The following is a 13,121-nucleotide window of genomic DNA, read 5'->3' as shown; positions in this document are numbered from 1 at the left end:
TCGGCCGCACCTACCGAGGAACGGGAGAACCGATGAGGACGAACCGCTTGCTGCCGGCCGTCGCCGCGGTCATGGCGTTCGCGCTGACCGGCTGCGGCGGGGGCGGAGACGACGGGGCCGGGAAGATCCCGACGGCCGGCGACGGCACGTCCACCGCCGGCAAGGGGAAGACCACGGCCGGCAGCGGCAACGGCAAGGACGAGGTCGGCGCGTACGTCGAGTCCCAGCGCGCCTTCGTGAAGTGCATGCGGGAGAACGGCTTCGACGCCCCGGACCCCGACGCCGACGGCCGCGTCGAACTGGGCGACGGCAGCCTGAAGAAGAACCCGGTCTTCGTCAGGGCCTCGATGAAGTGCGCCGAGTTCCAGGTGCCGGTCCCCGCCGAGATCGAGCGCAGGACCGCCCCCAAGCTCACCCCCGAACAGATCAAGAAGCAGTTCGAGTTCGCCGACTGCATGCAGAAGAACGGCGCCCCCGACTTCCCCGACCCCGAGCCCGACGGCCATGTGTACGGGGACGTCCCGTGGGACTCCACCAGCGCCGCGGCCAAGCAGGCCGCCCGCACCTGCCGACCGCTCACCGGCGACCCCGTCGAGCAGGGCCCGGGCAAGGGCTGAGCACGGTGAGCGGAATCTTCACGGACAGGGACGAGGAGACGGCGGGCGAGGCGGAGGCGGAGCCGGTGCAGGAGGGGACGGCTCCCCCGCGCGCCCCGCGCCGCCGGCGGAGCCGTACCGTCCTCGTCGCCGCCGCCTGCGTCGTGGTCGCGGGAGTCGCCGTCGTCGGCCGGCTCGGCCTGGGCGGCGGCGGGGGCGCGGGCCCCACCGCCCCGCCGAGGGCCGGCTCCACGGTCCCGGTCGCCCGGCAGACCCTCGTCGAACGCACCAAGGTCGAGGGCCGGTTGGGCTACGGCGCGGAGATCCCGCTGCCGGTCAAGGCCTCCGGCACCGTCACCTGGCTCCCGGAGGCGGGCACGACCGCCGAGCGCGGGGACACCCTGCTCCGCGTGGACGACCGGCCGGTGGTCCTGCTGTACGGGACGCTGCCGATGTACCGCGAGCTGGGCATGACGACCGCGACCCCGCCGGCGTCGGAGGGCGGCGGGGACACGGGCAAAGGTGCGGGTACGGGTACGGGTACGGGTACGGGTACGGGTACGGGCAAAGGTACGGGTACGGACAAAGGCACCGGCACGGGTACCGGTACGGGCACGAGTACAGGCGCGGACACCCAGCCCGCACCCCCCGCCTCCGCCTCCCCCCAGCCCCTCCGCGGCATGGACGTCCTCCAGTTCGAGTCCAATCTCGCCGCCCTCGGCTACACCGGCTTCACCGTCGACGAGAAGTTCACCTCCGGCACCGAACGGGCCGTCAAACGCTGGCAGAAGTCCCTGGGCCTTCCCGAGACCGGCCGGATCGGCCTCGGGGACGTCGTGTACTCCACCGGCCGGATCCGCCTCGGCCAGGCGGGCGTCCGCCTCGGCGCCGCGGCCGGCGAGAACGTCCTCGGCCACACCGGCACGACCCGCAAGGTCGTCGTCGACGCCTCGGCCCTCGAAGCCTCCTGGGCCGTGCGCGGCAGCGAGGTCACCGTCGGGCTGCCCGACGGCACCCCCGTGAAGGGCGAGGTCGCCTCGGTCGGCAGGCAGGCGGCCCCGCCCGAGGGGGAAGGCGACAGCGGTACGCCGCCGACGGTCCCGGTCACGATCACCATCCCCGACCAGCGTTCCCTGGGCCGCCTGGAGAGCGGCCCGGTCTCCGTCGAGTACGTGGGCAGGAAGCGCGAGAACGTCCTGACCGTCCCGGTCGCGGCCCTGGTGGCGCTCGCCGAGGGAGGCCACGGCCTGGAGACCGAGGACGGCCGCTTCGTCGCCGCCCGCACGGGCCTCTTCGCCGACGGCATGGTCGAGGTGAGCGGTCCGGCGCTCCGCGCGGGCCTGAAGGTGAGGATCCCGCAGTGAGCACGGGCACGGTCTGCGCCCCCGACGCCGTCGTGGAGTTCCGGCAGGTCTCGAAGACGTACCCCGGGGGCGTGGCGGCGGTCCGGGACGTCAGCCTGCGCGTCCGGCGGGGCGAACTCGTCGCGATCGTCGGCCCGTCGGGCTCCGGCAAGTCCAGCATGCTGAACCTGATGGGCAGCCTCGACCGGCCCACCGCCGGCCACGTCCTGGTCGACGGCCACGACGTGGCGGAGCTGACGGACCGGGAGGTGTCGGCGCTGCGGGCGACCCGGATCGGCTTCGTCTTCCAGCAGTTCCACCTGGCGGTCGGCGTCCCGGTCCTGGACTCGGTCGCCGACGGCCTGCTGTACGCCGGGATCCCGCTGCGCCGCCGCCGGGCGCGTGCGGCGGCGGCCCTGGCCCGGGTCGGGCTGAGCCACCGCGTCCACCATCTGCCCCACCAGCTGTCGGGCGGCGAACGCCAACGGGCCGCCGTGGCGCGGGCGGTGGTCGGCGGCCCGGCGGTCCTGCTCGCGGACGAGCCGACGGGGAACCTGGACTCGGCGTCGGGTGCGGCCGTCCTGGCGCTCCTGCGGGAGCTGCACGCCTCGGGCACGACCGTCGTCGTCATCACCCACGACCGGGAGATCGCGGCCGCGCTCCCCCGCCGCATCGAGATGCGCGACGGCCGGGTGGTCGCGGACGGCGCCACGGATCCGATCGGAGCGCACGGATGATCCCCGCCCCCCGAGGCAGAAGAAGCGCGACGGACAGGCGGACACAGCTCCGTCCGGCCCGGCTGCGCCCCGCCGACATCGTCCGGCTCGGCGGCACCGGTCTGCGCACCCGCCCGCTGCGGGTGTTCCTCTCCGCGCTCGGCATCGCGATCGGCGTGGCCGCCATGATCGCGGTGGTCGGCATCTCCGGCTCGGGCCAGGCGGAGGTGGACCGCCGGCTCGACGCGCTCGGCACGAACCTCCTGCGGGTCGAGCCCGGCACGACCCTGAACGGGCAGCAGACGAAGCTCCCGGCCGAGGCGGTCCGCATGGTCGACCGCATCCCGCCGGTGCGTGAGGTCGCCGCCACCGGCAGGGTCGACGCGAAGATCTACCGCAACGAGCGGATCGCGGTCGGCCGCACCGGCTCCCTCTCCGTCCTGGCGGCGGACGACGGCCTGCTCCCCGCGGTCGGCGGGCAGGTGCGCCGGGGGCGCTGGCTGGACGCGGCGACCGAGCGCTACCCGGCGGTCGTGCTCGGCGCGACGGCCGCCCAGCGGCTCGACGTGTACACCCCGGGGAACCGGCTGTGGATCGGCGGCCGCTGGTTCTCCCTGGTCGGCGTCCTCGACCCCGTACCGCTGGCTCCCGAGCTGGACGGCGCGGCGCTCGTCGGCGGGCCCGCGGCCCGGACGTACCTGCGGTTCGACGGTCATCCCTCGACGGTCTACGTCCGCACCGAGGACAGCGCCGTCGCGGTGGTACGGGCGGTGCTGCCGGCCACGGCGAACCCGGAGAAGCCCGCGGAGGTGCGGGTCTCCCGGCCCTCGGACGCGCTCGCGGCCCGCGAGGCAACCGAGTCGGCGCTGACCGGTCTGCTCCTCGGCCTCGGCGGCGTCGCGCTGCTCGTCGGCGGGGTCGGCGTCGGGAACACGATGGTGATCTCCCTCCTCGAACGGCGCCCGGAGATCGGGCTGCGCCGGGCGCTCGGCGCCACCCGGGGCCAGATCCGCGCCCAGTTCGTCACCGAGTCCCTGCTCCTGTCGGTGATCGGCGGCCTCGGCGGGACCGTCCTCGGGACGGTGATCACCGCCGCGTACGCGGTGAGCCGGAACTGGCCGACGGTCGTCCCGGCGTGGGCGACGGCGGCCGGGGTGGGGGCGACGCTGGTGATCGGGGTGATCGCGGGGCTCTATCCGGCGGTACGGGCGAGCCGTCTGGCGCCGACGGTGGCCCTGGCCGGCACCTGAGGAGCGCGGCCCCCGGGAAGCGGCCAACCTCGTCCGGGCACCACCCGGGACGGGGTTGGCCGCTTCCCGTCGTTTCCCCGGGGCACGGACTCCGGAATTCCGGCGGACCGGAAGCGAATCGCCCGCCCCCGGGCCCCCGTCACGGGCACCGCGAGCCCGGAGAACGGAAGGCGGAAGCCGCTCCGGTCGTCGCCCGCAACACCCCCGGAACGCCGCTCCCGGCCCTGCCGGATATCCACCGCCGAAAAGAAGCCGACACCCTGTCCGCCCGTTGAACGCTCTCTCCCCTCCGGGCAATTCTTCTCCCCGCACTCGAACGAACCCGCACGCCCGTCCGGCGCCCCGCCGGGCGGGAACGACCACGAGTTCAGGAGAGATCGATGCGTCCTCGGACGAAGCTCGCCGCGACGGCCCTCGCCGCCGTCGCGGCCACCGGCGGCCTGGTCCTGCCCGCCACGGCGGCCGTGGCCGCGCCGGAAGGTGCCGCCGCCTGTACCAGCCCGGCCTGGGCCAACAGGGACGGCCGGGCCGGCAGCACGAACACGGACTACGTGAACATCCGCAGCGGCCCGACGACCGAGTGCGTCGCACTCGGCCAGGCGCAGACGAGCCACAGCCTCGTCCTGCACTGCTGGGTGGCCGGTCAGGACGGCACCTGGTCGCACGTCCGCGACGAGACCACCGGCATCTCCGGCTGGATCAAGGACAGCCTCCTGAACGGCTACGGCTCCCCGCTCCCCTGCTGAACCGCTACGGGTGGGCGACCGGGGCCGGCAGCACCACCGTGAACACGGACCCCACGCCCACCTCGGACGTCACCTCGACGGCCCCGTCGTGGTCCGCCACGATCTGCCGGGCGATCGAAAGACCGAGCCCGCTGCCGCCGGTGGCCCGCCCGCGGGCCGCGTCCGCCCGCCAGAAGCGGTCGAAGAGGTACGGCAGGTCGGCGGCCGGGATGCCACTGCCGGTGTCCCCCACCGCGATCCGCACCATCTCGTCCCGCTCGCCCAGTTCGAGCCGCACACGGCCCCCGGGCGGCGTGTGCCGCACCGCGTTGCCCACGAGGTTCCCGAGGGCCTGGCGCAGCCGGTCCGGGTCGCCGTGCAGCCGTACGGTGCCGGGGCCCGCGCCCGCCACCTCCAGGGCGACCCCGGCCGCCGCCGCCCGGGCGCTGTGCGCGGTCCGGCAGGCCTCGACCAGCTCCCGCGCGTCCAGCGGCCTGCGGTGGTACGTGAGGGCGCCCGCCTCGGCGAGCGCCAGGTCCTGGAGGTCGTCCACGATCCGCTGCTGGAGCAGCACCTCCTCGTGCAGCGAGTCGAGCAGCTCGGCGTCGGCCTCCAGGACGCCGTCCCGGAGCGCCTCCAGATAGCCGCGCAGGTTGGCCAGCGGGGTGCGCAGCTCGTGGGCGATGTCCCCGACGAGCCGGCGCTGCCGCTCCTCGCTGTCCTGGAGGGAGCCGGCCATCCGGTTGAAGGACCGGCCGAGCTCCGCGATCTCGTCCTTGCCGGAGGCGGGCACCCTGCGCCCCAGGTCGCCCTCGCCGAGCCCCAGGGAGGCCGCCGTGAGGGCGCGTACGGGGCGGAGGACGGCCCGGCCGAGGAGCAGCGCGCAGGCCAGGACGGCGGCGGCCACCCCGGCCGCGACGAGCACGGTCGGTCCCGCGGCCAGGGTCTGTCCGGCGTCGTCGACGGCGCCGAGCCGCACGGTCAGCGGCTGGGGGCCGACGGCGGCGGTGCGCTCGGTGAAGACCCGGCGCAGACAGGCGAGCGCCTGGGCGCGCCCCGTGGCGCGGCAGGCCTCGGCCGCGGTGATGTCGGCCGGACGCACGGTGCCCGAGCCGTCGACGCAGGGCCCGGCCGGGGACTGCCCGCCGGCCCGGTAGAGCGGCATGCCGAACTTGCCGCGCAGGACGGTGACCGGCTGGCCGAGCCGGGTCAGGCAGGCCGCGTAGGTGACGTTGGCGCCGTACCGGGCGATCACCGTGGACGTCACCTTGCGCATCGAGCCGGTCTCCCACTCCGCGGGGAACTCCAGCTCGGGCCTCGGGTCGACGAGGAGGGCGGGCGCGGTGCCGCCGGGGCGCGGGTCGCGGCCGAGGAGGGTGTCCGAGTCGGCGAGCTGGCCCTGCCGGTCGGTGCTGATCCGGATGCGCTGCCCGGTCTCCTCGGCGAGGGTGCGCACGGTGGCGGCGACGCCCTCCCAGGTGCCGTGGCCGGCTCCGTAGGCGCGCAGTTCCTCGGTGATGGCCGCGATGGACTCGCGGTCGGCGGCGGCGGACTCGCGGACCTGTCCGGTGAGCTGCCGCAGGGTCAGCCAGGCGGTGGCGCCGCTGGCGGCGACGGCGACGAGCAGGACGAGCGAGAAGACCCGCAGCCGGAAGCTCACGCTGCCTCGTCGGAGAGCCGGTATCCGCGCCCGTACACGGTCTCCAGATGGCGGGGCCGGCCGGGATCGTCCTCCATCTTCAGCCGCAGGTTGCGGACGTGGACGTCGACCGTGCGCTCCAGGACGTCGCTGTCGAAGCCGAAGACCCGCTCGATGATCTGGGCCCGGGTGAAGACCCGGCCCGGCTCGCGGGCCAGGACCTCGAGGAGGGAGAACTCCTTCGAGGTCAGGGCCACCGGGCGGCCGGCGACCCGGACCTCGAAGCGGGCGGTGTCGAGCTCGACCTCGCCGACCCGCAGCAGCTCCTCGCGGGCGGCCGCGCCGGTGGCCCGGGAGCGGCGGAGCAGGGCGCGGACCCGGGCGGTGAGCTCGCGCGGGCTGTACGGCTTGGTGAGGTAGTCGTCGGCGCCGAGGTCGAGGCCGAGGAGCATGTCCTCCTCGGTGCTGCGGGCGGTGAGCAGCAGGATCGGGACGTCGGATCCCTCGGAGCGGAGAATGCGGCACACGTCGAGCCCGTCGACGAAAGGCAGCATCACGTCGAGAACGACGAGATCCGGCCGGGCGCTCCGAATCCGTTCCAGAGCCGCGCGCCCGTCGGCGACGACCTGGACGGCATTCCCCTCCCGCTCCAGATAGATCCGGATCAGCCGCGACTGCTTTTCGTCGTCCTCGGCGATGAGAATGCGCGCGCTCAACGATGCCCCCCACCCGGTCCCGTCAATGGCCCAGCACCGTACCGCGTACTAGTGCCACATCAGGCAACGTTCGCCCTTGACGAGATCGCGTAGCCGTTCATCGGCAGCGTTCTTGTTCCTCCAGATGGAGCAGGACCCGAAGGCCCTCGTGGCTGATGCCGTCGACCACCCCCTCGCGCAACGAAGGTGGGAAGAGCGGGCCGGCCGCCTCAGGATCCGGTCAGCACACCACGAGGAACAGATGCAGGGAGCGTAGGCGGAGCTGCGTGAACTCGGCGACCTGGCTGTCAAAGGAGCAGACGCCCCGCCCGTGCAGCGTCTGCACTGGCGCATCCAGGACGGCGAACACGCGCTCAATCAGGCCGAGGTCGCGCTCGCGCTGACTGAGCATCGGCTCAACAACCTCCGAGAAGGCGCCTGACAGGCGGTCCGGGTCAGTCAAAGCCAGTTATCCATAGGATGTTTTGACCCGCCTTCTATCTCAAACCGACTATCCAGAACGAACGAACGGGGAACGCCATGGGCATCACCAGGACCACTCGTAGGACGCAGGCCAAGATCGCCGTGTCCATCTGGGCCCTGGCCGCGGGCTCACTCATACTCACCGCCTGCAGCGGAAGCAGCGACAGCGCCAGCGGCAGCGGCAGCAAGCGCGACGGTACCTACTACATCAAGGACGTCAACGGCACGTCCGACCTCGGCCAGTTGGTTGTCAAGGGCAACAGCGTCTCGCATCATGAGTACGACTGCGATGGTGTCTATGAGAAGCCGGACGTGACCAGCACCGGCGAGTTCAACAAGGATCAGTCCCAGATCATCTGGACGGTCGCTGGAGAGGACACCCGCAACGAGCGGACCGGCAGCGAGCCCATCTCGATCAGTGACACCTCGATCAGCATCAGCGGTAGCGTGTATGTACGTGACAACTCCGATGCCGGCAAGGCTCTGCTGGACGGCTTCAAGGTCAAGTGCGGGAAGTGACGCCGACCTCCCACTCGGCCGGCCGAGCAGGGCAGAACCCCGTGGGCGTCGCGTCCGCGGGGTTCTGTTTCTCCTCGGCTGGTCAAGCCTCTGACGCCTACTCCTGAAGCTGCTGCGCCCGGTACTCCTCGATCGTCTCCGGCGGCCAGCCAAGCGTCGGGTGGCCGCTGGCATCCATGTCCCGACGTACGTGCAGGGCAAACGTTGGCTGATGCAGCACTAGACCTCGTAGACGGCGGTCACAGGGGCGTGGTCGCTCCAGCGCTCGCCGTGGGTGGCGGCCCGCTCGACGTAGGCCTTTACGGCCTTGGCGGCGAGTCCGGGGGTGGCGATCTGGTAGTCGATCCGCCAACCCATTGAAATGAAGATACAGTTTGCTCCGGGAGGGGGACTCGCATGACCCTTACGGATAACGATCACCCACGCCTGCGGGCACTCGTCGCGGTACGACTGAGCGTCAGGACAGACGAGTCGACATCGCCGAAGCGCCAGCGGGAAGCCGGTCAGGCGGAGGCCAGACGACTTGGCGCCGAGGTCGTCGGCTACGCGGAGGATCTGGACGTCTCCGCCACCAGGACGACCCCGTTCGAACGGCCGGAACTGGGCGACTGGTTGGCCAGGCCCGACGACTTCGACGTGATCATCTGGTGGCGTCTGGACCGCGCCGTCCGCTCCATGGGCGACATGGCCGAGCTGACGCGCTGGGCGAAGCGCCACGGCAAGCGGCTGGTCTTCGCGGAGGGCCCGGGAGGCAGCTCACTGGAGCTGGACATGACTTCAATCATGTCCGAATTGATCATCATGCTGCTGGCCTTCGCCGCGCAGATGGAGAGCCAGGCCATCAAGGAGCGCGTCACGAGCGCCAATGCGGCGCTTCGGGCCATGGGGCGGTACTCCGGAGGGCTCCCTCCATACGGATACATGCCCGTGCAGCGTCCGGCCGGCGAGGGGTGGACCTTGGCCCGGGACCCGCAGCGCGTCGAAGCCATCGAGACGATGATCCGGATGCTGCTGGACGGCAGCGCCCCGAACGCCATCGCGTTCCATCTGAACAGCGAGGGCATCCTGACGCCTCGCGACTGGAACGACGTTCGGCAGGGGCGGACTCCGAAGGGGCGCAAGTGGGTCGGCCAGACCGTCAAGCGTGTCCTTCTGTCCCCGTCGCTCCTCGGCCACCAGACCTACGCGGGCTCCGTCGTCCGGGACCGCAACGGCCTGCCGGTGAGCATCACCGCCGACCCGGTTCTGACGCGAGACCGGTTCGAGGAGATCAAGGCTGCCCTTGGTGAGCGCCCCAAAGGGGCAGCCGGGACCCGCAAGGACACGGGCGCGCTCCTGCTCGGTGTTCTGCACTGCGCCTCCTGCAAGGGCCGCATGTACCGGGTCCCCGCACACGGCTACTCGGTCTACGTATGCCGGACCCGCACCAAGGGACTCCCCTGCGAGGCTCCGGCAGCCATCAAGACCGACTGGGTGGAGGAGTACGCGGAGCGGGAGTTCCTGAAGGAGTGGGGAGGCTTCCCCGTACTGGAGCAGGTGACGTACCCCGGCTACGACCCCCGCCCCGAACTGGAGGAGATCACCACCGAGCTCCGTGAGCTGTACGCCGTTCGCGAATCCAGGCGATCACGCGTCGGCCTCGCCATCTGGCAGGAGCAGGTGGACGCGCTGGAGGGCCGCGCCGAGGTCCTCGAAGCGACTCCGGTGCAGAAGGAACGCACGGAACTGGTTCCCACGGGGAAGACCTACGCCGACTACTGGAGGATCGCCGACGCCCGGGAACGGCGGTTCATGCTGCTCGACACCGGGACCCGCCTGGAGTGCGCGAAGGGCCAGCGCGGGGGGCGCCCGGTGGACATGAAGCGCCGCGCACTGGAGCGCCTGTCGATCGCTTTCCCCGGCCGAGAGAAAAGCAGCGGCAGACAGCCTGAGCACCGCTCGCGGCTCCCGCTCACAGAGGCAGAGCGATGACGGAGTGACGGTTCTCCCTACTTTTTTGATTGCACATAGAAAAGTACGAGAAAAACAGATCAGGGGCTCCATTCGTCACTCCGCCATCGCAGCCCCGCGCCGCCGAGCGGGGAGCAGCGCGCAGTGTGCTCGCGTGGGAGTGGGGCGACGAGACCCGCAACCACGTCCGCTTGCGCGGAAGGGGTGGGCGGTGCCCCCCTTCCGCCATCGACCAGCACGTGTGGGAGGGGAAACTATCGCGTGGCTGATCAGGGTGCTTCTGTGGGGCGTTGTCCTGTGCCACAGAAGTCGGTCATCCATGCCGGGTAGGCTCGCGGCCCCATGGAACATCTGCCCGAGGCCGTAGACCGCGACATCCTGGAGCAGCGGATCATCTCCGCGCTCATGGCGATCCGCGAAGCGTCGGGCTGCACGCTTCACGAGGCGATCGACATCTTCGCGCAGCGATACGAGAAGCTTCGTCGTGATCGTCCGGACGACTTCACTCTGAGGCGGGAGGACTACGGCCAGGGCTTCTACTCCTGATGAACTGCTGGCCGGTGCACGTAGTCGGCTGGGGCAGTGACGCCACCGCGACCGGTGGCCCTATCCCAGGTACGGGGCGACGCGGTGCTCCAGGAAGTGCCGGATGCGCAGCCGCTGCGTGTGGTGCATGGGAAGCGAGTCGAGTTCTTCCGGCGCCACGAAGCGGAGCTCCGTGCTCTCGTCGGAGATGGCCAGGGCGCCGCCGACGACCCGGGCAATGAAGCAGACGTTGAACTGTCGGCGCACCTCTCCGTCGCTGTACGCGATCACATGACGGGGGTCCGTGTACGTGCCGACGAGTCCCGTGATCTCGACGTCCAGACCGGTCTCCTCCTTGACCTCTCGCACGGCCGTGCCGGGCAGGGAGTCGCCCATGTCCATGGCTCCGCCCGGGAGCGCCCACAAGTCGTTGTCCCGGCGCCGCTGGAGGAGTACGCGGCCCTCCCCATCGGTGACGACGGCAGAGGCTGCCACGACCAGGCTGTTCGGCCGGGGGGCGTTCGGATCGTCGTAGTACTCGGTTCGGGCCACGGTGCTCAGCCTTCCACGCGGTGGGCCGTTTCCCATACGGCGTCGAAGCTCCCTGCGTAGGTGTCGAACATGCCCCCGTCGCCGTGGCGCCGGAGGTGCCACACGGGCGCGCCGTAGGCGTTGACGCCCCACACGTGTCCGTTGACCAGCATCTGATCGTCGGCGCGGTACAGGCTGTTGTAGAGGGTCGTTCCGTGGGTGCGCAGCTCGATGCCCGGTACGTCCGCGAGGGGCCGATAGTGCAGGAGCGCGAGTCGGCAGCGGGATTCGATACCGTGGCCGAACTTCTCTTCCCGTCCGCGCTGCTGGACGTTGGGGTCGTCGGCGTCACCCACCGCGATGCGGACCGCGCATCCGTCGTCGGCCCGTTCACACAGGAGGTCATTGAGGCGGGGGTACGCCTCGTGCAGGAAGACGGCCGCGTACACCAGCACGTCGATTCGCTGCCGTGCCTGGGAGAAGAGATCGACGAAGACCGACACGGGAAGATCCGCCCGTTGTCCGTACAAGGCGACGAGTTCGGGGCTCACGGCGCGTGCGGCACGCGCCTGCCGGAGTGCCGGCCACAGGGCATGCACGTCCTCTCCGAGCGCTTCCGCTGCCGCCAGTGCAGTTGCCCGGCGCGGAGTGCGCCCGAGGTTGACCCACCGTTCCACGGACTTGGGGTCGACGCCCGTGACGTCGGCCAGAGCGGCGTGCGTCCAACCGCCGGCCTCCATGACGGCTCGAAGTCGCTCGTTCTGCATACGTGCGCCCCCTCGACTCCCGGGCATCCTGAGGGACGTTCTACACGCGACGGGACGTCCCGAAGTGGGAAACGTACGAGGTTCCCCCGTCCTGACGACCGGCGCGACGATCGCGCCATGAGCGAGCCCACGCGCTACAGCACCCCGCCGATCGAACTGCCGCTGGACCTGGAGCGGGAGCCCGACCCCGCCGAGGGGTGCGCGGGTTGCGCTGAACTGGCTGCCGTACGGGGTCGTGCTCGCGTCGTGGGCGACGGGTCGACCGTCAGCGACTGCAACATCTTCATGCGGCGCCACCCCGAGGGGCACTGATGGTCACCTCGGCGGACATCGGGCAGCGTGTGAAAGACCGCGCGGGACGGGTCGGCGTCCTGCGGGACGTGATTCTGGACTACGAGGACCCCGCCCAGCTCCCGAGCGAGCGCCAGAAGCGCCCTACGGCGCCCGAAGGCGGGGGCCGTGAATGGCTGGCCCCGCCAGAAAGCGTGAACCGCGTTTAGCGCCCCCATGCGGCCCCGTCCGGCGACGGCGAGCAAGACAGCCGGGCGGGGCTTTCCGCAGCCGGTCCCTACACGTCGAACACGGCGGTCACAGGCGCGTGGTCACTCCACCGCTCCGCGTGGCTCGCCGCCCGCTCCACGTACGCCTTCACGCAGCGCTCGGCCAAGCGAGGCGAACTGACAATCAGGTCAATCCGCCAGCCGCTGTCGTTGTCGAAGGCGCGCCCGCGGTAGGACCACCAGGAGTAGGGCCCCTCCTGCTCGGGGTGGAGCGCCCGCACGACGTCGACGTACCCGCCGTCGCCCTCGTCGAGCACCCTGCTCAGCCACTCCCGCTCCTCGGGCAGGAAGCCGGCGTTCTTCTTGTTGGCCTTCCAGTTCTTGAGGTCGGCCTCCCGGTGGGCGATGTTCCAGTCGCCGCAGACGACGACCTCGCGCCCGTCGGCGGCGGCGCGGGTCCTGAGCTCCTTCAGGTACGGCAGGAACTCGCCCATGAAGCGGTACTTCTCGTCCTGGCGCTCGGTGCCGACCTCACCGGAGGGCAGGTAGAGGCTGGCGACGGTCACGCCGGGCAGGTCGGCCTCGACGTACCGGCCGCTGGTGTCGAACTCGGCGGATCCGAATCCGATGCGGACGGCGTCGGGCTCGCGCCGTGTGTAGAGCGACACACCGGCGCGCCCCTTGGCGGCGGCGGGGGCGTGGACGGTGAACCAGCCCTCGGGGCTGCGCACCTCCTCGGGCAGCTGCGACTCCTCGGCGCGGACCTCCTGGAGGCAGACGGCATCGGCGGAGGTGCCGGCCAGCCACTCGACGAAGCCCTTCTTGGCGGCGGCACGGAGTCCGTTGACATTCGCGGTCGTGACAGTGAGCATCCCGGGAGAA

15 protein-coding genes and 1 pseudogene are annotated in these 13,121 nt (G+C 71.5%); 9 read left to right on the top strand and 7 right to left on the bottom strand.

All coding sequences use genetic code 11. The features are described 5' to 3' along the window. Positions 1 to 32: 32 nt before the first annotated feature. The 5 genes from ABT041_RS26805 to ABT041_RS26785 all read left to right on the top strand — a co-directional run bounded on the left by ABT041_RS26805 (position 33) and on the right by ABT041_RS26785 (position 4,651). Positions 33 to 617, top strand: coding sequence for a hypothetical protein (locus ABT041_RS26805; RefSeq protein WP_351188717.1), 585 nt, complete (start codon positions 33 to 35; stop codon positions 615 to 617). A gap of 5 nt (positions 618 to 622) precedes the next feature. After that, complete coding sequence (locus ABT041_RS26800; protein WP_351188714.1) at positions 623 to 1,960, top strand: peptidoglycan-binding protein; 1,338 nt, start codon at positions 623 to 625, stop codon at positions 1,958 to 1,960. Further along, complete coding sequence (locus tag ABT041_RS26795) at positions 1,957 to 2,676, top strand: ABC transporter ATP-binding protein (protein ID WP_351188711.1); 720 nt, start codon at positions 1,957 to 1,959, stop codon at positions 2,674 to 2,676. The genes ABT041_RS26800 and ABT041_RS26795 overlap by 4 nt, the downstream gene beginning before the upstream one ends. After that, entirely contained in the window at positions 2,673 to 3,905 is a 1,233-nt protein-coding gene (locus ABT041_RS26790) for an ABC transporter permease (protein WP_351188708.1), read from the top strand. Before ABT041_RS26795 ends, ABT041_RS26790 begins: the two co-directional genes overlap by 4 nt. A gap of 380 nt (positions 3,906 to 4,285) precedes the next feature. After that, positions 4,286 to 4,651 carry an SH3 domain-containing protein gene (locus tag ABT041_RS26785; protein ID WP_351188705.1) on the top strand — a complete coding sequence of 122 codons (366 nt, stop codon included), beginning with the start codon at positions 4,286 to 4,288 and terminating at the stop codon, positions 4,649 to 4,651. Positions 4,652 to 4,655: 4 nt separating this feature from the next. On the opposite strand, the gene ABT041_RS26780 is transcribed toward ABT041_RS26785, so the two are convergent. From ABT041_RS26780 to ABT041_RS26770, 3 genes are all read right to left on the bottom strand, one after another. Then, entirely contained in the window at positions 4,656 to 6,290 is a 1,635-nt protein-coding gene (locus tag ABT041_RS26780) for a HAMP domain-containing sensor histidine kinase (protein ID WP_351188702.1), read from the bottom strand. Beyond that, positions 6,287 to 6,985, bottom strand: coding sequence for a response regulator transcription factor (locus ABT041_RS26775; protein WP_351188699.1), 699 nt, complete (start codon positions 6,983 to 6,985; stop codon positions 6,287 to 6,289). Before ABT041_RS26775 ends, ABT041_RS26780 begins: the two co-directional genes overlap by 4 nt. Positions 6,986 to 7,205: 220 nt before the next feature. Then, positions 7,206 to 7,427 (bottom strand): hypothetical protein, encoded by a 222-nt coding sequence (locus ABT041_RS26770; RefSeq protein ID WP_351188696.1) that lies wholly within the window; start codon positions 7,425 to 7,427, stop codon positions 7,206 to 7,208. Positions 7,428 to 7,504: 77 nt separating this feature from the next. On the opposite strand from ABT041_RS26770, the gene ABT041_RS26765 reads away from it, so the two are divergent. Beyond that, positions 7,505 to 7,966: a hypothetical protein gene (locus ABT041_RS26765; protein WP_351188694.1), complete on the top strand. Its 462-nt coding sequence runs from the start codon at positions 7,505 to 7,507 to the stop codon at positions 7,964 to 7,966. Between the two features lie 219 nt (positions 7,967 to 8,185). On the opposite strand, the pseudogene ABT041_RS26760 reads toward ABT041_RS26765, so the two are convergent. Continuing rightward, positions 8,186 to 8,320: pseudogene (locus ABT041_RS26760) on the bottom strand (exodeoxyribonuclease III); the annotation flags it as partial. A gap of 42 nt (positions 8,321 to 8,362) precedes the next feature. On the opposite strand from ABT041_RS26760, the gene ABT041_RS26755 reads away from it, so the two are divergent. Further along, the gene (locus ABT041_RS26755; protein ID WP_351188692.1) at positions 8,363 to 9,937 is read left to right on the top strand and encodes a recombinase family protein; all 1,575 of its coding nucleotides are present in this window, start codon (positions 8,363 to 8,365) and stop codon (positions 9,935 to 9,937) included. 321 nt (positions 9,938 to 10,258) lie between these two features. After that, positions 10,259 to 10,462, top strand: coding sequence for a hypothetical protein (locus ABT041_RS26750; RefSeq protein ID WP_351188690.1), 204 nt, complete (start codon positions 10,259 to 10,261; stop codon positions 10,460 to 10,462). A 60-nt stretch (positions 10,463 to 10,522) separates the two neighbouring features. Here the strand turns inward: ABT041_RS26750 and ABT041_RS26745 are convergent, their stop codons facing one another. Further along, positions 10,523 to 10,993, bottom strand: a complete 471-nt coding sequence (locus ABT041_RS26745; RefSeq protein WP_351188688.1) for an NUDIX domain-containing protein — start codon at positions 10,991 to 10,993, stop codon at positions 10,523 to 10,525. A 5-nt stretch (positions 10,994 to 10,998) separates the two neighbouring features. After that, the gene (locus ABT041_RS26740; RefSeq protein ID WP_351188686.1) at positions 10,999 to 11,739 is read right to left on the bottom strand and encodes a helix-turn-helix domain-containing protein; all 741 of its coding nucleotides are present in this window, start codon (positions 11,737 to 11,739) and stop codon (positions 10,999 to 11,001) included. Positions 11,740 to 11,856: 117 nt separating this feature from the next. Between ABT041_RS26740 and ABT041_RS26735 the strand changes: the two genes are divergently transcribed. After that, on the top strand, positions 11,857 to 12,051 hold the full coding sequence (locus ABT041_RS26735; protein WP_351188684.1) for a hypothetical protein: 195 nt from the start codon (positions 11,857 to 11,859) through the stop codon (positions 12,049 to 12,051). Positions 12,052 to 12,307: 256 nt separating this feature from the next. Here ABT041_RS26735 and xth read toward each other — a convergent pair whose 3' ends face one another. Beyond that, positions 12,308 to 13,111 carry an exodeoxyribonuclease III gene (xth, locus tag ABT041_RS26730; RefSeq protein ID WP_351188681.1) on the bottom strand — a complete coding sequence of 268 codons (804 nt, stop codon included), beginning with the start codon at positions 13,109 to 13,111 and terminating at the stop codon, positions 12,308 to 12,310. Positions 13,112 to 13,121: the final 10 nt, after the last annotated feature.

It is taken from the genome of Streptomyces sp. NPDC002825, assembly GCF_040295385.1.
Lineage (GTDB): Bacteria > Actinomycetota > Actinomycetes > Streptomycetales > Streptomycetaceae > Streptomyces.
Note: the sequence above shows the minus strand (reverse complement) of the source record. Positions and strands in the feature narration are given on the sequence as shown.

Excerpts from the sequence above, each read along its gene's own strand:
- ABT041_RS26805 (WP_351188717.1), top strand. The coding sequence starts at position 33 with ATGAGGACGAACCGCTTGCTGCCGGCCGTCGCCGCGGTCATGGCGTTC.
- ABT041_RS26790 (WP_351188708.1), top strand. The coding sequence starts at position 2,673 with ATGATCCCCGCCCCCCGAGGCAGAAGAAGCGCGACGGACAGGCGGACA.
- ABT041_RS26785 (WP_351188705.1), top strand. The coding sequence starts at position 4,286 with ATGCGTCCTCGGACGAAGCTCGCCGCGACGGCCCTCGCCGCCGTCGCG.
- ABT041_RS26765 (WP_351188694.1), top strand. The coding sequence starts at position 7,505 with ATGGGCATCACCAGGACCACTCGTAGGACGCAGGCCAAGATCGCCGTG.
- ABT041_RS26755 (WP_351188692.1), top strand. The coding sequence starts at position 8,363 with ATGACCCTTACGGATAACGATCACCCACGCCTGCGGGCACTCGTCGCG.
- ABT041_RS26750 (WP_351188690.1), top strand. The coding sequence starts at position 10,259 with ATGGAACATCTGCCCGAGGCCGTAGACCGCGACATCCTGGAGCAGCGG.
- ABT041_RS26740 (WP_351188686.1), bottom strand. The coding sequence starts at position 11,739 with ATGCAGAACGAGCGACTTCGAGCCGTCATGGAGGCCGGCGGTTGGACG.
- ABT041_RS26735 (WP_351188684.1), top strand. The coding sequence starts at position 11,857 with ATGAGCGAGCCCACGCGCTACAGCACCCCGCCGATCGAACTGCCGCTG.
- xth (WP_351188681.1), bottom strand. The coding sequence starts at position 13,111 with ATGCTCACTGTCACGACCGCGAATGTCAACGGACTCCGTGCCGCCGCC.